23 protein-coding genes, 2 pseudogenes and 1 riboswitch are annotated in these 25,502 nt (G+C 71.6%); of the genes and pseudogenes, 16 read left to right on the forward strand and 9 right to left on the reverse strand.

Translation table 11 applies throughout. From position 1 onward, the window contains the following. Window positions 1–10 precede the first annotated feature (10 nt). The 8 genes from dnaJ (at window position 11) to G401_RS0119265 (ending at window position 7,073) form a co-directional block, all read left to right on the forward strand. Window positions 11–1,138 carry a molecular chaperone DnaJ gene (gene dnaJ, locus G401_RS0119230; protein WP_027343791.1) on the forward strand — a complete coding sequence of 376 codons (1,128 nt, stop codon included), beginning with the start codon at window positions 11–13 and terminating at the stop codon, window positions 1,136–1,138. Window positions 1,139–1,150: 12 nt separating this feature from the next. Then, a complete protein-coding gene (locus tag G401_RS0119235; RefSeq protein ID WP_027343792.1) occupies window positions 1,151–1,876 on the forward strand; it encodes a 16S rRNA (uracil(1498)-N(3))-methyltransferase in 726 nt (241 codons plus the stop codon). A gap of 11 nt (window positions 1,877–1,887) precedes the next feature. Next, entirely contained in the window at window positions 1,888–2,235 is a 348-nt protein-coding gene (locus G401_RS0119240) for an HIT domain-containing protein (RefSeq protein ID WP_084557344.1), read from the forward strand. Continuing rightward, complete coding sequence (locus G401_RS0119245) at window positions 2,232–3,581, forward strand: serine hydrolase domain-containing protein (protein ID WP_027343794.1); 1,350 nt, start codon at window positions 2,232–2,234, stop codon at window positions 3,579–3,581. The genes G401_RS0119240 and G401_RS0119245 overlap by 4 nt, the downstream gene beginning before the upstream one ends. 227 nt (window positions 3,582–3,808) lie before the next feature. Further along, window positions 3,809–4,873: a PhoH family protein gene (locus tag G401_RS0119250; protein WP_051366846.1), complete on the forward strand. Its 1,065-nt coding sequence runs from the start codon at window positions 3,809–3,811 to the stop codon at window positions 4,871–4,873. A gap of 61 nt (window positions 4,874–4,934) precedes the next feature. Continuing rightward, the gene (gene ybeY, locus G401_RS0119255; protein ID WP_027343796.1) at window positions 4,935–5,456 is read left to right on the forward strand and encodes an rRNA maturation RNase YbeY; all 522 of its coding nucleotides are present in this window, start codon (window positions 4,935–4,937) and stop codon (window positions 5,454–5,456) included. Beyond that, window positions 5,453–6,718 carry a hemolysin family protein gene (locus G401_RS46810; RefSeq protein ID WP_051366847.1) on the forward strand — a complete coding sequence of 422 codons (1,266 nt, stop codon included), beginning with the start codon at window positions 5,453–5,455 and terminating at the stop codon, window positions 6,716–6,718. The genes ybeY and G401_RS46810 overlap by 4 nt, the downstream gene beginning before the upstream one ends. Further along, window positions 6,711–7,073 carry a hypothetical protein gene (locus tag G401_RS0119265; RefSeq protein ID WP_027343797.1) on the forward strand — a complete coding sequence of 121 codons (363 nt, stop codon included), beginning with the start codon at window positions 6,711–6,713 and terminating at the stop codon, window positions 7,071–7,073. The genes G401_RS46810 and G401_RS0119265 overlap by 8 nt, the downstream gene beginning before the upstream one ends. 35 nt (window positions 7,074–7,108) lie before the next feature. Here the strand turns inward: G401_RS0119265 and era are convergent, their stop codons facing one another. After that, complete coding sequence (era, locus tag G401_RS0119270) at window positions 7,109–7,996, reverse strand: GTPase Era (protein WP_027343798.1); 888 nt, start codon at window positions 7,994–7,996, stop codon at window positions 7,109–7,111. 124 nt (window positions 7,997–8,120) lie between these two features. Here era and gatB point away from each other — a divergent pair, with 124 nt between their 5' ends. Beyond that, the gene (gatB, locus tag G401_RS0119275; RefSeq protein WP_027343799.1) at window positions 8,121–9,614 is read left to right on the forward strand and encodes an Asp-tRNA(Asn)/Glu-tRNA(Gln) amidotransferase subunit GatB; all 1,494 of its coding nucleotides are present in this window, start codon (window positions 8,121–8,123) and stop codon (window positions 9,612–9,614) included. A gap of 124 nt (window positions 9,615–9,738) precedes the next feature. Here the strand turns inward: gatB and G401_RS46815 are convergent, their stop codons facing one another. Next, on the reverse strand, window positions 9,739–11,322 hold the full coding sequence (locus G401_RS46815; RefSeq protein ID WP_064741798.1) for a metallophosphoesterase family protein: 1,584 nt from the start codon (window positions 11,320–11,322) through the stop codon (window positions 9,739–9,741). After that, the gene (locus G401_RS0119285; protein ID WP_034592170.1) at window positions 11,322–12,419 is read right to left on the reverse strand and encodes a PQQ-dependent sugar dehydrogenase; all 1,098 of its coding nucleotides are present in this window, start codon (window positions 12,417–12,419) and stop codon (window positions 11,322–11,324) included. Before G401_RS0119285 ends, G401_RS46815 begins: the two co-directional genes overlap by 1 nt. Window positions 12,420–12,500: 81 nt before the next feature. Here G401_RS0119285 and G401_RS46820 point away from each other — a divergent pair, with 81 nt between their 5' ends. Further along, complete coding sequence (locus G401_RS46820; protein ID WP_034592172.1) at window positions 12,501–13,001, forward strand: SigE family RNA polymerase sigma factor; 501 nt, start codon at window positions 12,501–12,503, stop codon at window positions 12,999–13,001. Continuing rightward, window positions 12,998–14,335, forward strand: a complete 1,338-nt coding sequence (locus tag G401_RS0119295; RefSeq protein ID WP_027343801.1) for a hypothetical protein — start codon at window positions 12,998–13,000, stop codon at window positions 14,333–14,335. The genes G401_RS46820 and G401_RS0119295 overlap by 4 nt, the downstream gene beginning before the upstream one ends. 1 nt (window position 14,336) lies before the next feature. Here G401_RS0119295 and G401_RS57755 read toward each other — a convergent pair whose 3' ends face one another. Both G401_RS57755 and G401_RS57760 read right to left on the reverse strand, forming a co-directional pair. Beyond that, a complete protein-coding gene (locus tag G401_RS57755; RefSeq protein WP_322787743.1) occupies window positions 14,337–15,680 on the reverse strand; it encodes an outer membrane protein assembly factor BamB family protein in 1,344 nt (447 codons plus the stop codon). 111 nt (window positions 15,681–15,791) lie between these two features. After that, a pseudogene (locus G401_RS57760) lies at window positions 15,792–16,238 on the reverse strand (RNA polymerase sigma factor); the annotation flags it as partial. Window positions 16,239–16,350: 112 nt separating this feature from the next. On the opposite strand from G401_RS57760, the gene G401_RS0119305 reads away from it, so the two are divergent. Continuing rightward, entirely contained in the window at window positions 16,351–17,274 is a 924-nt protein-coding gene (locus G401_RS0119305) for a 2-hydroxyacid dehydrogenase (protein ID WP_051366849.1), read from the forward strand. On the opposite strand, the gene G401_RS0119310 is transcribed toward G401_RS0119305, so the two are convergent. Continuing rightward, window positions 17,268–17,630: a PH domain-containing protein gene (locus G401_RS0119310; protein WP_027343803.1), complete on the reverse strand. Its 363-nt coding sequence runs from the start codon at window positions 17,628–17,630 to the stop codon at window positions 17,268–17,270. The two genes, G401_RS0119305 and G401_RS0119310, sit on opposite strands and share 7 nt — an antisense overlap. 100 nt (window positions 17,631–17,730) lie before the next feature. On the opposite strand from G401_RS0119310, the gene G401_RS0119315 reads away from it, so the two are divergent. Then, the gene (locus tag G401_RS0119315) at window positions 17,731–18,813 is read left to right on the forward strand and encodes a WD40/YVTN/BNR-like repeat-containing protein (protein WP_027343804.1); all 1,083 of its coding nucleotides are present in this window, start codon (window positions 17,731–17,733) and stop codon (window positions 18,811–18,813) included. Next, on the forward strand, window positions 18,810–19,505 hold the full coding sequence (locus G401_RS57765; protein ID WP_245601778.1) for a hotdog fold thioesterase: 696 nt from the start codon (window positions 18,810–18,812) through the stop codon (window positions 19,503–19,505). The genes G401_RS0119315 and G401_RS57765 overlap by 4 nt, the downstream gene beginning before the upstream one ends. Before the next feature lie 34 nt (window positions 19,506–19,539). On the opposite strand, the gene G401_RS46830 is transcribed toward G401_RS57765, so the two are convergent. Both G401_RS46830 and G401_RS0119330 read right to left on the reverse strand, forming a co-directional pair. After that, the gene (locus tag G401_RS46830) at window positions 19,540–20,109 is read right to left on the reverse strand and encodes a hypothetical protein (RefSeq protein WP_034592173.1); all 570 of its coding nucleotides are present in this window, start codon (window positions 20,107–20,109) and stop codon (window positions 19,540–19,542) included. Between the two features lie 82 nt (window positions 20,110–20,191). After that, window positions 20,192–21,457, reverse strand: a complete 1,266-nt coding sequence (locus tag G401_RS0119330; RefSeq protein ID WP_027343806.1) for a serine hydroxymethyltransferase — start codon at window positions 21,455–21,457, stop codon at window positions 20,192–20,194. Between the two features lie 29 nt (window positions 21,458–21,486). Continuing rightward, a riboswitch (ZMP/ZTP riboswitch) is annotated at window positions 21,487–21,582 on the reverse strand. A 143-nt stretch (window positions 21,583–21,725) separates the two neighbouring features. Here G401_RS0119330 and G401_RS52940 point away from each other — a divergent pair. Both G401_RS52940 and G401_RS0119340 read left to right on the forward strand, forming a co-directional pair. After that, window positions 21,726–23,705 carry a cellulase family glycosylhydrolase gene (locus tag G401_RS52940; protein WP_051366850.1) on the forward strand — a complete coding sequence of 660 codons (1,980 nt, stop codon included), beginning with the start codon at window positions 21,726–21,728 and terminating at the stop codon, window positions 23,703–23,705. Between the two features lie 110 nt (window positions 23,706–23,815). Then, window positions 23,816–24,145, forward strand: a complete 330-nt coding sequence (locus tag G401_RS0119340; protein WP_027343807.1) for a nucleoside triphosphate pyrophosphohydrolase family protein — start codon at window positions 23,816–23,818, stop codon at window positions 24,143–24,145. A 9-nt stretch (window positions 24,146–24,154) separates the two neighbouring features. On the opposite strand, the pseudogene G401_RS46840 reads toward G401_RS0119340, so the two are convergent. Then, window positions 24,155–25,335 (reverse strand): annotated as a pseudogene (locus G401_RS46840) (glycosyltransferase). Window positions 25,336–25,502 lie beyond the last annotated feature (167 nt).

The raw sequence follows: 25,502 nt of genomic DNA on the forward strand, positions 1-25,502 counted from the left end.
AGAGGATCACGTGGCCAAGGACTACTACGGCATTCTCGGGGTTCCCCGGGACGCCACGGCGGACGACATCAAGCGCGCCTATCGCAAGCTGGCGCGCCAATACCACCCCGACGTCAACCCGGACCCGGACGCGCAAGAGAAGTTCAAGGACATCAACGCCGCGTACGAGGTCCTCTCGGACGATCAGAAGCGGCAGATCGTCGACCTCGGCGGCGACCCGCTCGCCCCGGGCGGCGGCGGGATGGGTCCGGGCGGCGCGGGCGGGCCCTTCGTCGGGTTCCAGGACATCATGGACGCCTTCTTCGGCGGCACGACCGCACGGGGACCGCGGCCGCGCGTACGCCCGGGGGCCGACGCGATCATCCGGCTCGACCTCGAGCTGCAGGAGACCGCGTTCGGCGTCGAGGCGCCGCTGACCGTGGACACGGCGGTGCTCTGCTCGACGTGTTCCGGCGCCGGCACCGCACCCGGCACGCACCCGCAGACCTGCGACATCTGCCACGGCAAGGGCGAGGTCCAGTCGGTCCAGCGCACCTTCCTCGGCCAGGTCGTCTCGGCCCGCCCGTGCTCGGCGTGCCAGGGCTACGGCACCACCATCCCGCACCCGTGCGCGACGTGCGGCGGCGAGGGCCGGGTGCGTACGCGCCGGACGCTGACCGTCAAGATCCCGGCGGGTGTCGAGGACGGCATGCGCATCCGCCTGGCCCAGCAGGGCGAGGTCGGCCCCGGCGGCGGCCAGCCCGGCGACCTGTACGTCGAGATCCACGAGCGGCCGCACGACGTCTTCGCCCGCAAGGGCAACGACCTGCACTGCAAGGTGACCGTCCCGATGACGGCGGCGGCTCTGGGCACCCGGCTGACCATCAAGACCCTCGACACCGAGGAGCAGGTCGACGTCAAGGCCGGCACCCAGCCCGGCGCCACGATCCGGATCAAGGGCCGGGGCGTACCGCACCTGCGCGGGACGGCTCGCGGTGACCTGTTCGTGCACCTGGACGTGCGTACGCCGACCAAGCTCGACGCCGATCAGGAGCGCATGCTGCGCGAGTTCGCCAAGACGCGCGGCGAGGAGATGGCGGAGCTGGCCAAGCAGGGCGGCTTCTTCAACAGCCTCCGCAACGCCTTCAACGGCCACTGAGTTGTTCCGTCCGTGAGCAGGCCGCTGTTTCTGGTCGACGCCCTGCCCGGCGTCGGCCCGTTCGTCCTGGACGGTCCCGAGGGGCATCACGCCGCCGATGTGCAGCGGGTGCGCCCGGGATCGGAGCTGCTGCTGAGTGACGGTGCCGGCGGTGTCGCCACCGCCACCGTCGCCGGTGCCGGCAAGGGCCGCCTCGACCTCGCGGTCACCACGTCGGCCCGGCTCGACCCGCCGTCGCCGCGGCTCGTCGTCGCGCAGGGCATCGCCAAGGGCGACCGGGGCGAACTCGCCGTCCAGGCCATGACCGAGGCGGGCGTCGACGAGATCCTGCCGTGGGCGGCCTCGCGCAGCGTCGTCCAGTGGCGTGCCGAGCGCGGCCACAAGTCCCGCGAGAAATGGGCGGCCACCGCGCGTGAGGCGGCCAAGCAGGCCCGCCGGCCGTTCGTCCCGGCCGTGGGCGGCGACCCCGACGTCTCCACCAGGGCGCTGTGCGCGCGGGCCGCCGGCGCCTTCGTCCTGCACGAGGAGGCGGATGTACGCCTGTCGCAGGCGACCCTGCCGGCTGCCGGCGACCTCCTGCTCGTCATCGGTCCCGAGGGCGGCATCTCCGACGAGGAGCTGGCCGCTCTCGTCGCGGCCGGCGCCCTCCCGGTACGCCTCGGCGAGGAAGTCCTGCGTACGTCGACGGCCGGAGTGGCGGCGATCAGCGTTCTCAATGTCCGCCTGGGACGTTGGTAGATTCCTTCTCCGTGACCGACTGCTTGTTCTGCCGGATCGTCGCGGGCGAGATCCCGTCGACCAGGGTCCACGAAACCGACGACGTGCTGGCCTTCCGCGACATCAACCCGAAGGCGCCCGTGCACGTGCTGGTGATCCCGAAGGCGCACCACGACGACGTCGCGGCGATGGCGGCCGCCGACCCGGGGCTGGCCGGCGCGGTGCTGGCCGTGGCCGGTGCGGTGGCGGCCGCCGAGGGCCTGGCGGAATCCGGATTCCGCGTCCTGTTCAACACCGGACCGGACAGCGGGATGGAAGTCGCCCACGCGCACGCCCACGTCTTGGGCGGACGACCGCTGGGGGCTATGGTCGGCCGGTGATCGACTCTCGCCGCCGCAGCGTCCAGACCCTCCAGGCCACCGCCCGGATTCCCGCCGTCACGGTCGCCGTACGCCGCAACGACCGTCCCCTGTGGACGTGTGAGATCGGCGAATCCGGTACGCCGACCCCGCTGTCCGCCGAGTCGCGGCTGCGCATCGGCTCGGTGACGAAGACGTTCACGGCCGTCCTGGTGCTCCAGGCGCGGGACGCCGGCCTGCTGGACCTCGACGACCCGATCGGCAAGCACCTGGGCCTGCCGCTGCACGGCGAGCTGACCGTCCGGCGGCTGCTGTCGCACACGTCCGGCCTGCAGCGGGAGCCGCACGGCGACGTGTGGGACACGCTCGCCGTCCCGGGGCTGGAGCGGTTCCTCGCCGACGTGGCCGACGCCGAGGCGCTCTACCCGCAGTCCCGGCGGTTCCACTACTCCAACCTCGCGTACGCGCTGCTCGGCCAGCTGGTCGCCAAGCTGCACGACGCCACCTGGGCCGAGCTGCTGGCCGACAAGATCGCGAAGCCGCTCGGGTTCGTGCGTACCGGGCCGGAACGGGACGAGCTGAGCACTCTGGGATATCTGGTCGACCCGTACTCCGACCACGCCCGGGTGGAGCCGCCGACCGACTTCGGCGTGTTCGGGCCGGCCGCACAGCTCTGGTCCACCGCCGCGGAGATGGCCACGTGGGGCGCCTTCCTCGCCGACCCGGCCTCCATCGACCCGGCCGGCCGGGTGCTCGCCGCCGCGACCCTGGAGGAGATGCGCTGGCCGCTGACCCCGCGGGACGAGGCCGTCTGGACGTCGAGCCTCGGACTCGGGCTGATGGTGTGGCCGCGGGCGGAACGCGTACTGCATGTCGGGCACAGCGGAGCGATGCCGGGCTTCCTCGCCCAGGTCTGCGGGCGTACCGGGGGACCGGGCAACCCCGGCGGCGTCGGCGCGGCCGTGCTCGCCGCGTCGGGTACCGCGGACGCGATCTTCCCGTTCCTGCACGAACTGATCGACCAGGCCCTACGCGACGATCCGATGGACATCGCGCCCTGGACGCCCGCCGCGCCGGCCCCGGACGGTCTGCGTACGGTGCTCGGACGCTGGTGGGGTGAGGGCTCCGAGTACGTCTTCCGGTGGGAGCGCGGGCACCTGTGCGCCCGCGGCGCCGAGGAGTCGCCGGACGCGCCCGCGGCGGTCTTCGCACCGACGGACGAACCGGATGTCCTGCGCGGAATCTCCGGCCGCGAGGTGGGCGAGAAGCTGCGCCTGCACCGCGACGCGGCGGGCGTCGTCACGCGGATGCACTGGGCGACCTACCGGTTCACCCGCCACCAGGAAACCTTCGACGGCCAGCCCTAGGGCACCTTTTCGCCGCCAAGATCCCGTTTGGATCAGGGAAATCACCCGAATCATGGGCCAAGATTCGGGTGGCAACCGTGATCCAAGCGGGATCTTGGGGCGCGCGAGGTCCGCGAAGATCAACAGCGAATAACGGTGGCGGGCGACGGTAACATTGAGCACGCCGCCCGGAACAAGATCCGGACGCCAGCAGAGGGAGCAGGTGCATCAGGCCAGCCGGCCGGCCCATGACCGAGACGATTGGAAGCAAGACGCCGTCGGACCAGGCGAGCGCGGGCACCGATCGGGTGCAGACGAAGCTCACGGTCAGCGACCCCCATGTGATGGTCAAGCTCCTGGGTGCGGGTGACGGCATCCTCCGCCTGTTGGAGCGTTCCCTCGCCAGTGACGTGCTGGTCCGGGGAAATGAGATCACGATCTCCGGCCCGCCGGCCGAGAACGCCCTCGCGGAGCGTGTCTTCACCGAGCTGCTGGAGCTGATCGAGAAGGGCGAGACACTGAGCGAAGACGTCGTACGCCGCAGCATCGGCATGCTCACCTCGGGTGAGTCCGAGCGCCCGGCCGAGGTGCTGACCCTCAACATCCTGTCGCGGCGCGGCCGCACGATCCGGCCCAAGACGGTCGGGCAGAAGCGCTACGTCGACGCCATCGACGCCAACACGATCGTGTTCGGGATCGGCCCGGCCGGTACCGGCAAGACCTACCTGGCGATGGCGAAGGCCGTGCAGGCGCTGCAGGCCAAGGAGGTCACCCGGATCATCCTGACCCGCCCGGCGGTCGAGGCCGGCGAGCGGCTGGGCTTCCTGCCCGGCACGCTCAACGAGAAGATCGACCCGTACCTGCGGCCGCTCTACGACGCGCTGCACGACATGATCGACCCCGAGTCCATCCCGCGGCTCATGACCCAGGGCACGATCGAGGTCGCGCCGCTGGCGTACATGCGGGGGCGCACGCTCAACGACGCCTTCATCATCCTCGACGAGGCGCAGAACACCACGCCCGAGCAGATGAAGATGTTCCTGACCCGGCTCGGCTTCGGCTCGAAGATCGTCGTCACCGGCGACGTGACCCAGGTCGACCTGCCCGGTGGCACGTCCAGCGGCCTACGGGTCGTCCGGGACATCCTCGAAGGCGTCGAGGACGTCCACTTCTCCCAGCTGACCAGCGCCGACGTCGTGCGGCACCGGCTCGTCGGGGAGATCGTCGACGCGTACGAGCGCTGGGACGCCGACCAGCAGGCGACGCAGTTGCCGCACAACCTGCAGCCGCGCCGCGCCGGCCGCCGCCGGTGACGAACGTCGTCGCGACCGCCCGGCGTCGGCGGCCGCGACGGCACGAGGGAAAATGAGCGACATGTCCATCGAGATCGCCAATGAGTCCGGTGTCGACGTCGACGCCGACGAGATCGTCGCCGTCGCCCGCCACGCCCTCGACGAGATGGGCGTCAACCCGCTCGCCGAGCTGTCGGTGCTGCTGGTCGACGTCGACTACATGACCGAGCTGAACCATCGCTGGATGGGCGGCGACGGCCCGACCGACGTGCTCGCGTTCCCGATGGACGAGGAGACGATCGATCACGGCCCGGCCGACGGCCGGGCCGAGCCCGCCCTGCTCGGCGACATCGTGCTGTGCCCGGAGGTCGCCTCCCGGCAGGCGACCCAGTTCGGCTCCGACGACCCGCGCATGCGGCTGCCCGGCGCACCCGAGCCGGTCCCGTCGCCCGACTACACCATCGGCAACGAACTGCAGATGCTGACCGTTCACGGCGTACTGCATCTGCTGGGCTTCGATCACGCGGAGCCGGAGGAGGAGAAGGAGATGTTCGGCCTGCAGTCCAAGCTGCTGTCGAGCTGGCGGGGGCGCGCCGCCGGATGAGCGACGGACCGCTGCTGTGGACGGCGGCCGCACTCGTGGTCGTCGCCGGTTTCATCGCCATGACCGAGGCCGCCCTCAGCGCCGTGTCCCCGGCCCGCGCCGGTGAGATGGCCAAGGAGGGCGAACGCGGGGCCGCGACATTGCAGGTCCTCGCCACCGACGTCGTACGCCACCTGAACCTGCTGCTCCTGCTGCGGATGGCCTGCGAGCTGACCGCGACGGTGATGGTCACGCTGGTCGCGGTGGACTCCTTCACCACCGGGTGGGGTGCGCTGTTCACGGCGCTCGTGATGACCGTGATCTTCTTCGTCGTCGTGGGCGTCGCGCCCAGGACGATCGGCCGCCAGTACCCCTACCGCGTCGGCCGGTACGCCGCGCCGGTGGTGCTCTGGCTCAGCCGCGCGCTCGGCCCGCTGACCCGGCTGCTCATCGTGCTCGGTAACGTGCTGACGCCCGGCAAGGGGTTCCGCGAGGGTCCTTTCGCGACCCAGGTGGAGCTGCGGGAACTGGTCGACCTCGCCGAGCAGCGGGGTGTCGTGGAGCACGGCGAGCGCCAGATGATCCACTCCGTCTTCGCGCTCGGCGACACCATCGCCCGCGAGGTCATGGTGCCGCGTACCGAGATGGTGTGGATCGAGAGCGGGAAGAGCCTGCGCCAGGCCCTGCAACTCGCGCTGCGCTCCGGCTTCTCCCGGATCCCGGTGATCGGCGAGTCGGTGGACGACGTCCTCGGCGTCGCCTATCTGAAGGATCTCGCCCGCTCGCTGACCGGCGGCTACGAGGAGAGCACCACCGTCGCCCGGGTCATGCGCGAGGCCGTCTTCATCCCCGAGTCCAAGCCGGTCGACGACCTGCTCTCCGAGATGCAGGCGGCGCGTACGCACATGGCGATCGTGATCGACGAGTACGGTGGCACGGCCGGGCTGATCGCGATCGAGGACATCCTGGAGGAGATCGTCGGCGAGATCACCGACGAGTACGACGTGGAGCGTCCGCCGATCGAGCACCTCGCGGACGGCGCGGTGCGCGTCTCGGCCCGCCTGCCGGTGGAGGACCTCGGCGAGATCTTCGACGTCGAGCTGCCCGCCGACGAGGTCGAGACCGTCTCCGGCCTGCTCGCTCAGGCGCTGGGACGCGTACCGATCCCGGGGGCGAGCGCCAGCGTCGGCGGTCTCACCCTCACCGCGGAGGGCGTCACCGGCCGCCGCAACCGTATCGACACCGTGCTCGTCACGCCCGAGAAGGAGCTGCAGGATGCCTGAGCTGGCACCGGCCCCGGCCGCACTGTCCGCAGAGGACACCAAGCTGATCACGCTGGCCCGCTCGGCCCGCGCCCGCGTCGCGGCCCTCGAAGGAGCGGCGGTACGCGACGGCGACGGCCGCACCTACACCGGCGTGACCGTCACCCTGCCCTCGTTCTCGCTGGGGGCCCTGCAACTGGCGGTGGCCGCGGCGGTGGCGGCCGGCGCGGCGACCCTGGAGGCGGCGGCGCTCGTCACCGAGGCGAGCACCCTCGACGACGCCGCGGCCCGGGCGGTACGCGACGTCGCCCAGCAGGCCCCGGTGTACCTGTCCGACGCGACCGGTACGCCGTTCGCCGTCTACGCCGCCGAGTAGAGCCGCCCAGAATAGGGGCGCTCGGAATAGGGCGCTCAGAATCCGAGGCGGCGCAGCAGCTTCGGATCGCGCTGCCACTCCTTGGCGACGCGTACGTGCAGGTCGAGGTAGACCTTGGTGCCGACCAGGTCCTCGATGTGCGTACGCGCCCGGGCGCCGATCTCCTTCAGCCGGCTGCCGCCCGCCCCGATGACGATCGCCTTCTGGCTCGGCCGCTCGACGTAGACGTCGGCGAAGATCCGGGTCAGCCGCTCCTCGGGCTGGATCTCCTCGACGAGCACCGCGATGGAGTGGGGGAGCTCGTCGCGGACGCCTTCCAGGGCGGCTTCGCGGATCATCTCGGCGATCAGCACGTGCTCCGGCTCGTCGGTGAGCATGTCGTCCGGGTAGAGCTGCGGCGACTTCGGCAGGTAGCCGATCATCACGTCGACGAGGACGTCGAGCTGGTTGTTGCGTACCGCGCTGACGGGCACGACGTCGGCGAAGTCGCCGAGCTGGCTGACCGCGAGCAGCTGCTCCGCCAGCGCCTGCTTGCCGACCAGGTCGGTCTTGGTCACGACCGCGACGACCTTGGCCTTCAGCTCGGCGATCTCGGCGGTGATGAACTTGTCACCCTTGCCCACCTGCTCGTCGGCCGGGATGCACAGTCCGATCACGTCGGTCTCGGACCAGGTCGTGCGGACGAGGTCGTTCAGGCGCTCGCCCAGCAGCGTACGCGGGCGGTGCAGGCCGGGAGTGTCGACGAGCACGAGCTGGGCGTCGGGCCGGTGCAGCACGCCGCGGATGATGTGCCTGGTGGTCTGGGGTTTGTTCGAGGTGATGGCGATCTTCTGCCCGATGATGGCGTTGGTGAGCGTCGACTTGCCGGCATTGGGGCGGCCTACAAAGCAGGCGAAACCAGCACGGTACGGGTGATCAGCCACCCCTTAACGCTACTAGGGGCGTCCGGCGGCCCGGTCGGCGGCTGTGGAAAACCCGGTCGCGGGCCGCGAAGGGGCGCGGACTACCCTGGTCGGGTAGTTTGGCGCGATTCGAGGAGCGAGCCGGATGACGACTGTCGCACCGCCTGCGTACGACGATGTGACCGAGGAGTTCGAGCCGGTCATCGGCTTGGAGACGCACGTCGAGCTGGGTACGCGGACCAAGATGTTCTGCGGTTGCCCGACCGAGTTCGGTGGTGAGCCGAACACCCACGTCTGCCCGGTCTGCCTGGGCCTGCCGGGGAGCCTGCCGGTGGCCAACAAGGCCGCCATCGAGGCGACGATCCGGATCGGGCTGGCCCTGAACTGCTCGATCGCGAGCTGGTGCAGGTTCGCCCGGAAGAACTACTTCTACCCGGACATGCCGAAGAACTACCAGATCAGCCAGTACGACGAGCCGCTGTGCAGCGACGGCTGGCTGGACATCGAGGTCGACGGCGAGATCGTGCGGATCGGCATCGAGCGGGTGCACCTGGAGGAGGACACCGGCAAGACGCTGCACATCGGCGGCGCGACCGGGCGTATCCACGGGGCCTCGGAGTCGCTGGTCGACTACAACCGGGCCGGCATCCCGCTCGTCGAGATCGTGACCAAGCCGGTGCCGGGCACGGGCGCGCGGGCACCGCAGATCGCGCGGGCGTACGTCACCGAACTGCGGGACGTCATCCGCTCCCTGGGCGTCTCCGACGTACGCATGGAGCAGGGCTCGCTGCGTTGCGACGTCAACACGAGCCTCAACCGCCCCGGCGACGACTGGGGTACGCGTACCGAGACGAAGAACGTCAACAGCCTGCGCAGCGTGGAGCGGGCCGTCCGCTCGGAGATGATCCGCCAGGCCGGCGTACTGCGCAGCGGCGGCCGGATCATCCAGGAGACCCGGCACTTCCACGAGGACACCGGCGAGACGACGTCCGGCCGGTCCAAGGAAGAGGCGACCGACTACCGCTACTTCCCCGAGCCCGACCTGGCCCCGCTGGCACCGGACGCCGCCTGGGTGGCGGAGCTGAAGGCGGCACTGCCGGAGCTGCCGCGCGTGCACCGCCAGCGCCTGCAGACTGCCTGGGGCCTGTCCGACCTGGACATGCAGTCCGTCGTGAACGCGGGCGCGGTCGAGCTGATCGAGACGACGATCGCCGAGGGCGCCTCGCCCGAGGCCGCCCGCAAGTGGTGGCTGGGCGAGCTGTCGCGCAAGGCGAACGAGACCGGCGTCGAGCTGGCCGCGATCGGCGCGAGCCCCCGCCAGGTCGCCGAGCTGCAGAAGCTGGTCGACGGCGGCAAGCTCACCGACAAGCTGGCCCGTCAGGTGCTCGAAGGCGTCGTGGCGGGCGAGGGCGACCCGGCCGCCGTCATGCAGGCGCGCGGCATCGAGGTCGTCTCCGACTCCGGCGCGCTCGCGGCCGCGGTCGACGAGGCGATCGCGGCCAACCCGGAGATCGCCGAGAAGATCCGCGGCGGCAACCAGGGCGCGGCGGGCGTACTCATCGGCGCGGTGATGAAGGCGACGAAGGGCCAGGCCGACGCCAAGACCGTCCGCGAGCTGGTCCTCTCCAAGCTCTCCTGACCGACTCTCTCCCCGCCTTCGGGCCCGATCTCTCCCCGACGATCTTGCGCGAATGTCCCGAAATCCGCGGCATATGCCCGGAACGCCGGTACATTCGCGCAAGATCGTCGCTGTGAAACCTTCGCTATGAGGGGGACAGCGACGGGGACGGGGAGCGGGTCGTGGACGGCGTGGGGGACGGGGTGTCCGTCGGGGCGGGGGAGTCGGTGGGGGCGGGCATGGTGAGGAACGGCGCCACCTTGCGCTCCAGGAACACCTGCGCCACTCCCGTCCCGCCCACGTGGATGTCGTCGTACGCCTGGAGCGACGGCCGGGTCCCGTCGGCCGATCCGGTCGGCGTGTTGAAGTAGAGCACCGACATCGCGAGCGGCAGCGGCGTACCGGATTCGAGTCCGCGCAGGCCCGCACCGCCGGTGGAGCCCTGGACCATGAGCAGGCTCGGGTCCGTCGACGGCGCGCCGGGCACGGGGGTCAGCGACGCGACCGAGCGGGCGTGCGTGTGCCCGGCCAGGATGATCGGCGCGTAGCCGGCCAGGTTCGTCGCCGACACCGGGTCGTGGACCATCGCCATGTCGACCTGCTCCGACTGCGCCGCGATCGTGGCGGCCAGCCGGGCGCCGACGCCGCGTACCTGGTCGAGGGTCTTGTCGGTGAGCAGGGAATCGCCCGCTCGGGCCTCCTTGTCCGGGGTGAAGCGCGGGTCGCCGATCCCGGCGAAGGTGAGCCCCTTGACCGTCGTGATCCCGTTCTCCAGGACGATGGCGTTGGGCTGGCGGGCCACCGCCGCCGAGGTGACCGCCGAGTCGTGGTTGCCGCGGATGTAGATGTAGGGCACCTTGAGCGTGCCGATCGAGTCCACGTAGGACTCCTCCATCGTCGTGCCCCAGTCGTTGATGTCGCCGGTGTCGACCACGACATCGATCTTGAACTGCTGCACGACCGACCGGACGATCGTCCATGCCCCCGGATTCAGGTGCATGTCGGAGATGTGCAGTACGCGTACCGTCCCCGGCGCCGGGTCGTAGACGGGCAGCGTGGACAGGGTGCTGTACAGCGTCGACACGTTCGTGACGAGCTTCTGCAGCTGATCGGCGTACGCCGAGTAGTTCTCCGCGATCTTCCGGGCGTCGCCGACGACGGCGGGCGCGTTGGCCAGCAGGCCCTGGTACCGGGGTTCGGAGATGGACTGCGGCCGGAAGGTGAGCGCGGCGACGCCGAAGGACCCGGCCGAGACGAGCAGCGCGAGGCCGCCGGCGACGGCGACCCGGCTCATCCGGCGGTAGACCAGGGCGGCGAGGGCCATGGCGGCGAGGACCGAGACGGCCATCGTCCGCAGCGCGAGCCGGACGAGGCCGTCGGCGATGTCGTCGACCGCGTGCGCGCTGGCCTTGCTGATCGCGCTCTTGTCGGTGATGAGCTGCTCGGTACGGCTGCGGTCGAGCGACTGCATGCTGATCGACAGGTGCGCGGGGCCGTCGTGGGTGTCGAACATGAGCGAACCGAGCGGCGGGATGTCCACCTCGCTGCCGCCGTAGACGCTCGGGGTGACCGCCAGCGTGGCCTGGAACGGGCCGACGTCGGCGGTGGTCCGCGCGCCGAGCAGGACGCCCAGCCAGACGCCGGTGAGGGTCACGACCACGAGGAACAGGCCGCGCGCCACGGCGCGCGGCCACGTGGCGGCTCGCAGGCCCGTGACGAAACGACGCATCAAACCATGTTTACCTGAATAATGCGGTCGTCGCTCGTCGCCGGGCTTCCTCTGCCGTCCCGGTTGCTGGTCAGCAGCCAGACGGAGCCGTCGGGCGCGAGCTGGGCGAGGCGCAGTCGGCCATACTTCCCCTGGAGCGCGGCGACCGGCTGACCCGCGAGGCCGCCGGTCGCCCCGTCGACCGGGATGAGCCACAGCCGCTCACCGCGCAGGCAGGCGGCGACGAACACCGATTTCACGATGGTCGCGCCCGAGCACGAGGCGTCGTCGGGGTTCCAGGCCACGACCGGGTCGACGAACCGCGAGTCGTGGGCCGCGCCCTCGACGACCGGCCAGCCGTAGTTCCTGCCGGGCTCGATCCGGTTGATCTCGTCCCAGGTGTCCTGGCCGAACTCCGTCGCCCACATGTGGCCGCCGGAGTCCCAGGCGAAGCCCTGCACGTTGCGGTGGCCGAGCGACCAGATCAGGTCGCCGAACGGGTTGCCCGGCGCGGGCTTGCCGTCGGCCGTCATCCGCAGGATCTTCCCGCCGAGACTCGACCGGTCCTGCGAGTGACCGCGCTCGGACGCGTCGCCGGTGCCCGCGTACAGGTAGCCGTCGGGGCCGAAGGCCAGCCGTCCGCCGTTGTGGATGCCCGAGATCGGGATCCCGGTGACGATCGGCTGCGGGCGCTCGCCGACCTTCCACTTCGCGATCCGGTTGTCGTCGGCCGTCGTGTAGTAGAGGAACAGCTGGTGGTCCTCGGCGTACTTCGGGGAGGCGGTGATGCCGAGCAGGCCGCCCTCGCCGTGCGCGTCCGCCTCGTCGATCGTGGCGACCTCGCGTACGGAGTGGTCGGGGGCGATCGCCTTGACCTTCCGGGTGTCCCGCTCGGTCACCAGCGCGGTCCCGTCCGGCAGGAAGGCCAGCCCCCAGGGCACGTCCAGCCCTTCGACCAGGACCTTCTCCGAGCCCACGGCGGGCTTGGCCGAGCCGGTCACCGCGCTCGGCGCCGCGGAGGCGACCGTGTCGGCCCGTTCACCCGGCGAGCAGGCTGCCGCGGCAAGGGTCACGGCGGCGGCCGCGAAGGCGGCTGTACGACGGGCGGCTCGGCGCATGAGGACAACCTTAGGATCCGCTCTCAACGTCCGCACCCGCTCGCGCGTCTGGTCATACGTCATCACGGAAGGGAGACACCGGTGCCGCCGGACGAGTTCCGCGAGTTCGTCGAGGCCCGCTACGCGGCCCTCCTGCGCACGGCGTACCTGCTCACCGGGTCGACGCACGCCGCCGAGGATCTGGTGCAGACCGCGCTGCTCGACCTGCTGCCCCGGTTCGCCACGGTCGCCGAGCCGTTCGCGTACGCGCGCCGTTCCATGATCAATCAGCGCACCAGCCTCTGGCGGCGGCTGGGCCGGCGCGAGGTCCTCGGCGGGTTCCTGCCCGACCGGCCCGGCGCGGACCACGCCGCCGCGGCGGACTCCCGCCAGGACCTCCTCCAGGCGCTCAACACCCTGCCTGTACGCATGCGCGCGGTCCTCGTGCTGCGCTACTGGGAGGACCTGTCGGAGGCCGACACCGCCGAGATCCTCGGCTGCTCGACCGGAACAGTGAAGGCACAGGCGAGCCGGGGGCTGGCGCGACTGCGTACCGCCCTCGGCGCCCGGCCGGCGATCGCCGTGAAGGAGGCGACGGCATGACCGAGACCCAGCTGCGCGCGGGGTTCGCCCGCATCGTCGAGACCGTCGTCCCGATGCCCGACGCGTACGCGCGGCTCCTGCAACGGCGCCGCCGGCAGCGGTGGCGGCTGTTCGGCGCGTTCGCGGCGCTGGTCGCGGCGGCCGTGGCGGTCCCGCTCGCGATCCAGCCCACCGCCCAGCCGCCGCGGCCCACCGCCTGGATCCAGCGCTTCTTCGACGGGCCCACCCAGGGCGGCCTGGCCGGCGACCCGCGGTTCCTCGAACAGCTGACCCAGCTGGTCCTGCCGGCCCTGGAATCCAGCGCGAAGGACGTGAAGATCGCGTACGCCGACGACGTGGACACGATCCGGCTGGTGCTGATCGTCTACCGCACGTATCACTCGACCGTGGCCCACTGGCTGTACGCGCGGCGGGGCGCGACCCCGCAACAGCTCGCGGCGGTGGCCGACGACCCGCGGTATTCGCGGCCCACGGAGCTCGACCCCTTCGCCGCGCCGGTGCAGGGCCTGCGGGTCGACTTCGACGCCGCCGACGGGCTCGGCTTCGAGGCGCACGACGTGATCGCGGTGGCCCCGCCGGGCTGCCTCTTCGACGTCGCCCCGCTGCCCGGCGCGGGCGGCGGCTGGGTGCCGACCGGCCAGGGCGCGATCACCCGCCGGTACGCGACGGCCGCCGGGCTGTGGCGCGTGACCTGCGACGGCAAGGTACGCAGCGAGGGGCCGTCCTGGCAGCTCGTCCCGGTCTCGGGCGGCGTGCCGATCGACCCCGCGTACGCCGGCGGGTCCCAGAGCCGGCCCGGCGGGTCGCTCGAAGAGCAGGCGTACGCCATGTACCTGCAGAGCCTGGCCGCGTTCCCGATCGCCGACCCGGAGACGCTCTACAGCGACGCCTCGGTGGCCGTGGTCGGCGCGCCCGTCGCGAACGTGCTCCAGAGCGGCGCGCCCTGGAACGTCACGGTCTACTGCCCGATGGGAAGCGCGTCGCCGGCTGCCAACCCGACCGGCTCGGCGCGGGTCGACGCCGGCGGCGTCGCGTTCTCCCTCCGGCAGGACTGGGGCGGCCGCGACGACGTGCTGACGGCCGTCCCCTGTGGATCCGCGAAGGACGGTGACCGGATCTTCATCCTGGCCGACAAGTCGGTACGCGCGGCCCGGATCCTGACGGGCGGCCGGCCCGTCGACGTGCCGCTCCACGACGGCGCAGGCTGGGCGACCGTGCCCGCGGACCAGTGGCCCGACGCGATCCTCCAACTCGACGGCCGGTCCGGCGGCCGGCCGCTGCGGCCGGTCGAGACGGGCGGCGTACCGGTGCCGGAGCTGTCGCAGAGCTGGTGAGTCACCGGAGGAACCGATAGATGTGCAGGCCGCCGGCGGTGTCGACGAGGTAGCCCCGGCTGGCCGACGCCCCGATCAGGGCCAGCGTCGCGGTGCCGAGGTCGGTTCGCCGCGACGTGGCCAGGTCGATCCCGGTGAGCCGACCGTGCGCGACGGGACCGCCGGCCGGATCCACGCTGTCCACGGCGAACAGGACCAGGCCGCCGGGGACCCGCATCGCGTACCGCAGCCCGTCGGAGTCGGTGAGGACCGGCCGCCCGTGCGCGTCGAGCAGGGCGGTTCGCTGGCCGTCCTTGCCGGAGGTCTCGACGAGCACATGATCGCCGGCTGGGGCGAGGGTGGTCGCGTCGGGTACCGGGGTACGCCACACCGCGCGGCCGTGTTCGATCGCCACGACCTCGGTCCGCTTCTCCGCACCGGCGAGGCGGGGCCCGTCGATCACGCAGATCCGACCCGTCCCGCAGGGGACCGGTTCGGCCAGCCAGTTTCCGGTCTCCGAGGTGAAGGCCGGCAGGGCCGGGCCGCCGTCGAGGCGCACCGCGAGGAGGCTCGCGTGGTCGACGACGTAGAGAACGCCGTCGTATGCCAGGGTGAGGAGGTAGTCGCCGATGTGGATGCCCGACCAGGTACGCCCCGTCGGCCGGCCGGTCGCCACGGCGTACTCCGTGATGCCGCCGGCGGGGTCGAGCCGGAACAACGTGTCCCCGGACAGCAGTTCGCCGAAGACGGACGGCCGGTAGAACGCCGACGAAGTGTCCAGGTCGCCCGGGCCGTGCATGCCGAACACGGTGGTGATCGCACCGTCGAAGCTCCAGAGCACCCGGCCGTCCGTCCACGCGTACGCGGTGGTGCGGTTCTTGTCGTGGTCGGCCAGCACCAGCACGTCCCGGTACGCGAGGATGTCGAACCCGTTGACGTCCATGCCGATGTGCCAGCGCAGCCGCCCGGTGGCCGGGTCGACGACGAACAGCTCCTTGTCCGGCGACGCGCCGTTGTCGCGCTCGCCGATCAGGACCGTCGCCGACGGCAGCCCGATCAGGCCGTTCCAGTCGCCGAACGTGCCCGGCAACGTCGTCGTCGGCCACAGCCGGGCGCCGGTGGCGAGATCGGCCGCCGTGACCTGCAACCGCCCGTCCCCGGTACGCCATCCGGCGAACACGCGACCGTCCACGATGGACGTCTGTGCGTTGGCGTCGCCGGCGGCCACGGGGATCGGCGTACCGCCGACCGGGCGGAGCTTCGAGAAGGCGACCGGGCTCGTGGTCGGGGCCACGGGCTGCGGTGGCTGGGGCCTCGGGCCGTGGCCCTGGAGCAGGACGGCGGTGAGGACGGCGACGAGCAGCACGGCCAGCCCGGCGGCTGCCGCCGTCGTGACGGCCCGCCGGCGGGACCGCTGCCGGCCCCGTTCGACGGCGTCGTCAGCCGAGGGCAGCGGGACCGCGTCGGCCTCGTCGCGCAGCGCCTCCGCGAGCCCGGCCCGTCCCCGCGACAGCCAGGACTTCACCGTGCCCTCGGCCACCCCGGTCTCGGCGGCGATCTCCGCCACCGAGAGGTCGAGCAGGTAGAACAGGGCGAGCGCGCGCCGCTGCGGCTCGGGCAGCTGCCGCAACGCCGTCGTCAGCAGCACCGTGTCGTCCGAGGGCGGCGGCACGGTCCGCTCCCGTGCCGCCGGGGTCCGCCGGCGCACGCCCAGGTGGCGCCACCAGTCGAAGACCAGCCTCGTCACCACGAGGCGCAGCCACGCCTCCGCGTCGTCGTAGCCGCTCACCTGACGCCAGCGCTGCCAGGCCCGCGCGTACGCCTCCTGCACGACGTCCTGGGCCTGGGGAAGATCACCAGTCAGCCCGTACGCGTACCGCAGCGTCCGGGGCGAGGTGGCGCGGTAGAACTCGGCGAAGTCCACGGTCTCACCTGTCGGTCGGGGCGGTCCGCCGGGCGGGACCGCTCATGTGGTGCGATTCGTGACAGGACACGGTCCGCGTACTCCGGCGGTTGCGCGACGATAGCCTGAGATCGTGAAGATCTGGACCGCGCATCCCGAGTCCGTCCGCTACCTGGGCGACCTGCCCGCCGGCGCCGAGTTGGCCTTCCTCACCGCACCCGGGGCGCCGCTGCCCGGCGATCCGGCCGAGGTCGAGTTCTGGGTGCCGCCGTTCCTGTCCGGCGGCAGCGTCACCGGGCTGATGCCCGAGATGACCTCACTCCGGGTGATCCAGCTGCTGTCGGCCGGTGCCGACGCCTGGGCGCCGCACGTGCCACCGGGCGCCACGCTCCACGACGCGCGCGGCGTGCACGACTCGCCGACCGCCGAGTGGGTCCTCGCCGCGATCCTCAGCTCGCTGCGCCGCTTCGACCACTACGCCCGGGCGCAGGCCGACCGCCGCTGGTCGATCGGGGAGGTCACGCCGACCGACGAGGTCGCCGGCAAACGCGTACTGATCGTGGGGGCGGGTTCCATCGGGACGGCGGTCGCCCGGCGGCTGGAGCCGTTCGAGGTGTCGCTGACCTACGTCGCCCGGACGGCGCGGCCCGGCGTACACGCGGTGGAGGAACTGCCCCGGCTGCTGCCCGAGGCGGACGTCGTCGTGGTGATCGTGCCGCTGACCGACGGTACGCGCGGCCTGGTCGACAAGGATTTCCTGGCCGCCATGCCGGACGGGGCGCTGCTGGTGAACGCCGCCCGCGGGCCGGTCGCCTCGACGGACGCGATCACCGCCGAGGCCGCCGCCGGCCGGCTGTGGTTCGCGGTGGACGTCACCGATCCCGAGCCGCTGCCGGCGGACCATCCGCTGTGGACGATGCCGAACGTGCTCATCACCCCGCACGTGGCCGGCTCGGTACGCGGGCTGATGCGGCGCGCGTACACGCTGGCGGGCGATCAGATCCGCCGGTACGCCGCCGGTGAGCCGCTCGTCAACGAGGTGTCCGGCGGTTACTGAGCGGGTTGTTCGCCGAGCTCGTGGCCGCTGGCGGCGACGAGCTCGGGCAGGTCCTGGGGGCGTACGCCGGTCAGCGTGACCTGGCCGCCGTCGGTGAGGGCGGCGACGACCGTACGCTGCGCCGGCACGAGCGCGGCCACCCGGCTCCACGCGATCTCGCGCTTGCCGAACAGCGCCCGTACGCGCAGCCCGGCCTCGGTGGCGTCGGTGCCGCTGCGCCACGCCCAGACGGCGAAGAGCACGGCCGCCAGGGGGACGACGGACAACAGCCACGACGCGTTCAGCAGGGGCAGCGCGCCGATCGCGGCGAGCAGGCCGGCCACGGCGAGCGCGGGGTTCTGGCGGAAGCTGGTCACCGGCGAATTCTCGCACGTCGCGCGAAGTGTCCCACCTCACGGGCATACTGTTCTGCGGTCGCGGCGCGACGAGGCGCCGCCCGGCGGAAGGTCGACGCAGATGCCAGTCCTCCTCATGATCGGTACCGCCAAAGGGCTCTTCCTGGGTACGGGAGACGAGACCGGGGCCTGGACCCTGAGCGTCCCGCACTTCCCCATGACCTCGGTGTACGCCGTCGGCGTCGACCGCCGCGGGGCCGCGCCCCGGCTGCTGGCCGGCATCGAGAGCTCGCACTTCGGCCCGAGCGTCGCGGTCAGCGACGACCTCGGCGGGTCGTGGCAGGAGCCGCAGGAGGCACCGGTCGCGTTCCCCGAGGGCACCGACACGTCCCTCGTCCGGGTGTGGTCGTTCGCGGCCGGGCCCGACTCCGCGCCGAACGTCGTGTGGGCCGGCGTCCAGCCGTCGGCGCTGTTCAAGTCGGTCGACGGCGGGGTCAGCTACGAGCTGGTCCGGCCGCTGTGGGATCACCCGCACCGGCCCGAGTGGGGCGCGGGCTTCGGCGGCCAGGCGATCCATACGATCCTGCCGCACCCCGGCGACCCCGACCGCGTCCTCGTCGCCATGTCCACCGGCGGGGTCTACCGGACCGCCGACGGCGGCGCGACGTGGACGGCGAGCAACACCGGGATCAAGGCGTACTTCATGCCGGACCCGTGGCCCGAGTTCGGGCAGTGCGTGCACAAGGTGGCCCGGGACGCGGTGAACCCCGACCGGCTGTATCTGCAGAACCACCACGGCGTCTACCGCTCCGACGACGACGGCGCCACGTGGACCTCGATCGCCGACGGGCTGCCCACCGACTTCGGCTTCACGATGGTCGCGCACCCGCACCGGGCGGACACCATCTGGAACTTCCCGATCACGGCCGACGCCCAGCGGTTCGCGCCCGACTTCCGCTGCCGGGTCTACCGCAGCACCGACGCCGGCACGACCTGGGAGGGGCTGGACGACGGGCTGCCGGACGAGCCGTTCTACCCGACGGTCCTGCGCGACGCGATGTGCACCGACGACGCGCCCGAGGCCGGGCTGTACTTCGGTTCCCGGGGCGGCGACGTCTACGGCAGCACCGATGGCGGCACGACCTGGCGGACCGTCGCCGCCCACCTGCCGGACGTGCTCTGCGTACGGGCGGTGTCGGTGTGAGCGTGACGATCCTGGTGCCGTCCGCGCTGCGGGTCGAGGTCGAGGGCGCCAAGGAGCTGTCGGTGGAGGCCGCCGGCACCCTGGGCTCGGTGTTCGACGCGGTCGACCAGCGCTGGCCCCGGCTCGGGCGCCGGTTGCGCGACGAGCAGAAGCAGCTGCGCCGCTACGTCAACGTCTACGTCGACGGCGAGGACTGCCGCGGCCTCGCCGGGCTTGCCACCCCCGTCCGCGACGGCGCCGAGGTCCAGGTGCTGCCGTCGGTCGCGGGCGGCTCGATCGACGAGGCGACCGGGTTCTCGGTGGCGACCGCCGGGCAGGTGCTCGCCGCCAACTTCGCACCCTGGGTGCTGGACCTCGGCCTGGTGGTGACGGAGGTCGGTGCCGATTTCGCGACGCTCCGGCTGCCCTGGTCGGCCCGGCTGGCCCGGGAGGGCGGGGCGCTGAGCGGCCAGGCCCTGATGGCGGCGGCCGACACCGCGACGGTGATCGCGATCAGCTCGGCCCGCGGCGGCTTCGCCCCGATGACCACCGTCGAACTGTCCTCGACCTTCCAGCGGCCGGTCGTCGGCGAGGACGTCCTGGTCACGGCCACACTGACGAAGACCGGCCGGACCCTGGCGTTCGCCCGGATCGACATGACCGCCGGCGGGAAGCTGGTCGCCCAGGCGACGACGGTCTACGCCCTGCTGTGAGCCTCTCTCATGATCCGCTCCGAATCGGAGTGGATCATGAGGCGAGGTCGCTCCAGAACGGCACCCGCACCGCCTCGGCAGTGCCGTCGGCGCCGCCCGCGCCGTCCGAGCCGCCCGGTTCGGCCGGGCCGAATTCGCGCCGCAGGTAGGTGCCCAGGTCGGCACCGTAGACGATCACGTCCGTCTGCATCACGGAGAACACCGGCAGGCCGGGCTTGGGCAGCGCCGGGGCGTACCGGTGTTTGAAGACCGGGACGAGCAGGGGGACCTGGGCGAGGTTCCGGCGGGCCACGTCGACCGCCCGGCCGGTGGTGCGGGGCCGGTCACCCCAGGCGGGCGCCCAGAAACCGTTCTCCTCGACGTCGAACAGGACGCCCTCGATCGGCGCCGAGAGCCGGTCGGCCAGCGATCCGCGCGGCGTACGCCAGTCCGGCCAGCCGTTGCCCGTCGGCAGCCCGGCCATGAGGAACGTCTTGTGGTCGGGATTGAACACGAAGCCGAAACGGGTCTCGGCCGCGCGTACCTCGGCGGCGGTCAGCCCCTCGGCGACGGCGACGGGAAGCGCCTTCAGCAGCGCGTGCGCGGCCGCTTGTGTGAGACCCATGCCGCACAGCGTAAAACGGCCGGCGGGCGATCACCGACCCCGACCCGGAGCCCGTGACCGCCCGCCGGCGATGCTTCTCGCGTCAGGCGACGAAGCCCGGCATCGGGTACGCGGCGAGCAGGTCGCGTACCTCGCCGGCGATCCGCTCGAGACCGGCGGTGTCGTCCTTGACGGCGGCCGCGATGGTCTCGTCCATCCACTGGGCGACCTGCGGCATCTGCGCCTCGGTGAGGCCGCGCGTGGTGAGCGCCGGGGTGCCGAGCCGGATGCCCGACGGGTCGAGCGGCCGGCGCGTGTCGAACGGTACGCCGTTGAAGTTCAGCTCGATGCCGGCCGCGTCCAGCGCCTTGGCCGCCGGCTTGCCGCCGATCTCCTTGTTCGACAGGTCGATCAGGATCAGGTGGTTGTCGGTGCCGCCCGAGACCAGGTTGAAGCCCCGCTCGGTCAGCGCCGCGGCCAGGGCCTGCGCGTTGGCGACGATCTGGTGCGCGTACTCCTTGAAGGCGGGCTGCGACGCCTCGTGCAGCGCGACGGCGATGCCGGCCGTGGTGTGGTTGTGCGGGCCGCCCTGCAGGCCGGGGAAGACGGCCTTGTCGACGGCGGTGGCGTGCTCGGGCTTGGCCATGATCATCGCGCCGCGCGGGCCGCGCAGGGTCTTGTGCGTCGTGGTGGTGACGACGTCCGCGAAGCCCACCGGCGACGGGTGCGCGCCGCCGGCGATCAGGCCGGCGATGTGCGCGATGTCGGCCATCAGGATCGCGCCGACCTCGCGGGCGATCGCGGCGAACGCCGGGAAGTCGATCGTACGCGGAATCGCCGTGCCGCCCGCGATGATCAGCTTCGGCCGCTCGGCCAGCGCCAGCTCGCGGACCTTGTCCATGTCGACCCGGCCGGTCTCCGCCTCGACGCCGTAGTGGACCGGCTTGAACCACTTGCCGGTGACGGAGACGGGGGAGCCGTGCGTCAGGTGGCCGCCGTGCGCCAGCGCCATGCTCATGACCTTGTCGCCCGGCTGCAGGAAGGCCAGGTAGATCGCGAGGTTCGCGGGGGAGCCCGAGTAGGGCTGGACGTTGGCGTGCTCGGTGCCGAACAGCGCCTTGGCCCGCTCGACCGCCAGCGACTCGATCGGGTCGATGAACTGCTGGCCCTCGTAGTAGCGCTTGCCGGCGTAGCCCTCGGAGTACTTGTTGTTGAGGACCGTCCCGCACGCCTCCATGACCGCGGTGGAGGTGTAGTTCTCGGACGCGATCATGCGCAGCTTCTCGAACTGCCGCGTCGTCTCCGCCTCGATGAGCTCGGCGATCGCCGGGTCCTCGGTGGCGAGATGGGTGAGCTTCGGCTCGTGCATGGTCAAACCCTCCTGGCAGAGAAGTGTTCGGCCGGCACCCAGGCGCGCGGTGCTCTCGTGGGCCGTGGCAATCGCTCCCCGGTGGTGTCTCCACCCGAAGTTCCGCGCCAGTCGCGACGCCTCGAAGTCTAGGCCACCCGCCCTGGCCCGGCCCGTCGGGCGCCCCTCGTACGCCCCTTGCGGCGGCACCCAGAGGGCGTGGGTGTTGACTTCTGAACCGGTTAAGTGATTGTATTCGGTCGATTCCAGCGATGAATGGAGTACGCCCATGCTCCGTCGCCTCGGCGCGCTGCTCGCCGCCGCCGTGCTCGTCCTACCGGCCACCCCGGCCGCGGCGGGTACGCCGGCGGGAGACTTCGTCACCCGGCACGGTTCCGAGCTCCACCTCCACGGACAGCCGTTCAAGTTCTACGGCTCCAACAACTACTACCTCATGTACCAGTCGCACCTGATGACCGACGACGTGCTCGCCGACGCGCACGCGGCCGGGTTCACGGTCCTGCGTACGTGGGGGTGGTTCGACATCGGCGGCCTCGACGGGTCCGGCACGGTCGGCGGCGGCAAACAGAACGGGGTCTACCTGCAGTACTGGGACCCGGCGGCGGGCGCGCCCGCGTACAACGACGGTCCCGACGGGCTGGAACGCCTCGACTACGTGATCGCCCGGGCCGGCGCCGAGCACCTCAAGCTGGTCATCCCGTTCACCAACAACTGGACCGACTTCGGCGGGATGGACCAGTACGTCCGCTGGGCCGGCGGCGCGTACCACGACGACTTCTACACGTCCCCGCAGATCAAGAGCTGGTTCAAGGCCTGGATCTCGCACGTGCTCGACCGGACCAACTCGATCACCGGCGTGAAGTACAAGGACGACCCCACGATCATGACCTGGGAACTCGGCAACGAGCCGCGCTGCCAGGGCTCCGGGGCGTACCCGACGTCGCCGGCCTGCGGTGCGCAGCACCCCGAGACCATCACGAACTGGGCCGACGAACTGACCCGGTACGTGAAGGCGGCCGACCCGAAGCACCTCGTCAGCGTCGGCGACGAGGGCTTCACCTGCGCGAACCCGGGCACCGACGACTGGACCACCGACTGCGGCCCGGGCACCGACAGTGCAGCGCTGACCGCTCTCCCGGCGGTCGACGTGATGTCCTTCCACCTCTACCCGGACGGGTGGGGCAAGGACGCGGCCTGGGGCACGCAGTGGATCACCGATCACATCCGCACGGCCAAGCGCCTGCACAAGGCGGTCATGCTCGGCGAGTTCGGCCTCAAGGACAAGGCGACGCGCAACCCCGTCTATCGCGAATGGACGGACGCTGTGCGGTCCGCGGGCGGAAACGGCTTCCTGTACTGGATCCTCTCCGGCATCCAGGACGACGGCTCGCTCTATCCGGACTACGACGGCTTCACCGTCTACTGCCCGAGCCCCGTCTGCACCACGATCTCCAACGGCGGCGAGGAACTCGTCCACGGCCAGAGCAGCCGGCCGCCCGTCGCCGACGACGACACCGCGGTCACCCCGTTCGACACGCCGGCCACGCTCCGACCGCTGGCCAACGATGTCGCGTACCGCACGTATCTGCGGGTCGCGTCGCTCGACCTGGACCCGGCCACCGCCGGGATCCAGAGCACCGCCACCCTCGCCGGGGGCACCTTCAGCGCCGCGAACGGCACGGTCACCTTCACACCCACCATCGGGTACGCGGGGAAGGCTGTCACGCGGTACGTCGTCCAGGACGGTGCCGGCCGCCTGTCGAACAGCGCCGCCCTGACGGTGACCGTGCAACCGGACCCGACGGCCGCCATCGTGATCTCGTCGTTCGAGACGGGCACCGAGGGCTGGGCGCCGGGCAGCTGGCAGGCCAACGCCGGAACCGTGTCGCAGACCGCCGCCTTCCACACCGACGGCGCGTACGGGCTGCACGTGGACGCGGCGGACGGCGGCTGGTTCGGGGTCAACCCGGCCACGCCGATCAACCTCACCGGCAAGACCACCCTCAAGTACGAACTGCACGCCGGCGACGCGGCGGGCACCAGCTCGGCGGTCGCCCTCCAGGTGGGACCGGGCTGGACCTGGTGCCAGGGCAGCTTCACCTGGGTCGGGCAGGGCTCGACGGCCACCCTCCAGACCGACCTGGTCTCCGGCCTGTCGTGTGACCCGTCGCTGCTGTCCGAGGTGCACGGCGTACTGATCTACATCAGCTCGGGCCAGTTCGACGTGGACTACGTCCGGGCCGAGTAAGGGAAGAGCCCCCGCAACCTCCACGGACGCGGGATGTGACGGCGCAGGCCGGATCGATCGGAGTGGGAGCCGACCGGCCTGCGCCCTCCCCGGCCGCATAATGATCTGCTGTGGATCTGGACGAGTACCAGCGGGGCGCTCTGCGTACCGCCGCTTCGCGCGACAAGAGGAACGAACTGCTCCACCTGGTGCTCGGGCTGGCCGGCGAGGCGGGCGAGGTCGCCGAGAAGTTCAAGAAGTGGGTCCGGGACCTCGACAGCGACGAGTCGAGGATCGACCGCCCCGGCATCGCCAAGGAACTCGGCGACGTTCTCTGGTACGTGGCTGTCCTGGCCGACTACCTCGACCTGTCGCTGGACGACATCGCCACGGCCAACCTGGTCAAGCTGGCCGGCCGGCAGAGCCGGGGCGTCCTGGGCGGCAGCGGGGACGACCGCTGATCGGCCGGGTCAGGCGCTACGGAAGACCCACACCTTCAGCAGCCCGAACCGGAGCACCGTCGCGGCCAGGTTCGCCGCGACCAGGCAGACCATCTCGACGGCCGCGCTGCGCGTACTCCCGAGGAGGGACAGCGTGCCGGCGGTGAGCAGGAGGCCGAGGGCGAAGATCAGCAACCCCTGGGCCTGGTGTTTGAGGGCGTGCGCGGAGCCGCGGACGCCGAACGTCAGGCGGCGGTTGACGGCCGTGTTCGCGATGGCCGTGACCAGCAGCGCGAGGATGTTGGCCCCCTGCGCCCCAGGGTGGGCCGGGCGAACGCGAACAGCGCCAGGTACGCGATCGTGCTGCCGACGCCGATGACCGCGAACCGCAGCAGCTGACCGAGCAGCCCGGCCTGGGCGGGTGTCGGCGGTTGCGGAACCTTGCCGGTCAGCAGCGTGCGCGCCATCCGGGCGATGCCCTTGAGGTCGGCGACGGCGGTCGAGACGATGTCGACACGGCTGTCCGGGTCGTCCACCCAGTCGACGGGCACCTCGTGGATCCGCATGCCCGCGTTCTGCGCCAGCACCAGCAGCTCCGTGTCGAAGAACCACCCGGTGTCCCGCACGTGCGGCAGCAGCTGCCGGGCGGCGTCGGCCCGGATCGCCTTGAACCCGCACTGCGCGTCGGAGAAACTCGCCGCGAGCGTCCCCTTGAGCAGCAGGTTGTAGCTCCGCGAGATGATCTCCCGCTTCGCGCCGCGGACCACCCGCGAGCCGCGTGCCAGCCGGCTGCCGATCGCCAGGTCCGAATGCCCCGTGATCAGCGGCGCCACCAGCGGCAGCAACGCGCGCAGGTCCGTGGACAGATCCACGTCCATGTACGCGAGCACGGCCGCGTCGGACTGCGTCCACACGTGCCGCAGCGCCCGGCCGCGGCCCTTCTCGGCCAGCGTGGCGACGCGTACCTCGGCGAACTCGCCGGCCAGACCGGCCGCGACCCGGGGCGTGCCGTCGACACTGGCGTTGTCGGCGATCGTCACCCGGAACGGATACGGAAACTCGGCCCGCAGGTACGCGACCAGCCGCCGGACGCTCGGGCCGAGATCGGCCTCCTCGTTGTAGACGGGCACGACCACGTCGAGGACGGTCGTCTTCCGCTGCTGGGGCTGGAGCTGTTCGGCCTGGATCGTGGCGGGAGCTGGAGCGGTCATGCGCTCGACGATGCGCCACGGGTCTGCGCACTCCGTCGACCCTCGCTGGACCTTCCCTGAACGCCCCCTCGATCTTCCCCGCTCCTTTCCCGACGATCTTGCGCGAATGTACCGGCCTATCGGACAAAAGCCACGAAAAACGGGACATTCGCGCAAGATCGTTGGGT

Source organism: Hamadaea tsunoensis DSM 44101 (genome assembly GCF_000428945.1).
GTDB lineage: Bacteria > Actinomycetota > Actinomycetes > Mycobacteriales > Micromonosporaceae > Hamadaea > Hamadaea tsunoensis.

Bases quoted from the DNA above. Each gene is read 5' to 3' on its own strand.
- G401_RS46830 (WP_034592173.1), bottom strand. From the start codon at position 20,109: ATGGGTCTCACACAAGCGGCCGCGCACGCGCTGCTGAAGGCGCTTCCC.
- ybeY (WP_027343796.1), top strand. From the start codon at position 4,935: ATGTCCATCGAGATCGCCAATGAGTCCGGTGTCGACGTCGACGCCGAC.
- G401_RS0119330 (WP_027343806.1), bottom strand. From the start codon at position 21,457: ATGCACGAGCCGAAGCTCACCCATCTCGCCACCGAGGACCCGGCGATC.
- G401_RS0119265 (WP_027343797.1), top strand. From the start codon at position 6,711: ATGCCTGAGCTGGCACCGGCCCCGGCCGCACTGTCCGCAGAGGACACC.
- G401_RS46815 (WP_064741798.1), bottom strand. From the start codon at position 11,322: ATGCGTCGTTTCGTCACGGGCCTGCGAGCCGCCACGTGGCCGCGCGCC.
- G401_RS46810 (WP_051366847.1), top strand. From the start codon at position 5,453: ATGAGCGACGGACCGCTGCTGTGGACGGCGGCCGCACTCGTGGTCGTC.
- G401_RS52940 (WP_051366850.1), top strand. From the start codon at position 21,726: ATGCTCCGTCGCCTCGGCGCGCTGCTCGCCGCCGCCGTGCTCGTCCTA.
- G401_RS0119295 (WP_027343801.1), top strand. From the start codon at position 12,998: ATGACCGAGACCCAGCTGCGCGCGGGGTTCGCCCGCATCGTCGAGACC.
- gatB (WP_027343799.1), top strand. From the start codon at position 8,121: ATGACGACTGTCGCACCGCCTGCGTACGACGATGTGACCGAGGAGTTC.
- G401_RS0119285 (WP_034592170.1), bottom strand. From the start codon at position 12,419: ATGCGCCGAGCCGCCCGTCGTACAGCCGCCTTCGCGGCCGCCGCCGTG.
- G401_RS0119250 (WP_051366846.1), top strand. From the start codon at position 3,809: ATGACCGAGACGATTGGAAGCAAGACGCCGTCGGACCAGGCGAGCGCG.
- G401_RS0119315 (WP_027343804.1), top strand. From the start codon at position 17,731: ATGCCAGTCCTCCTCATGATCGGTACCGCCAAAGGGCTCTTCCTGGGT.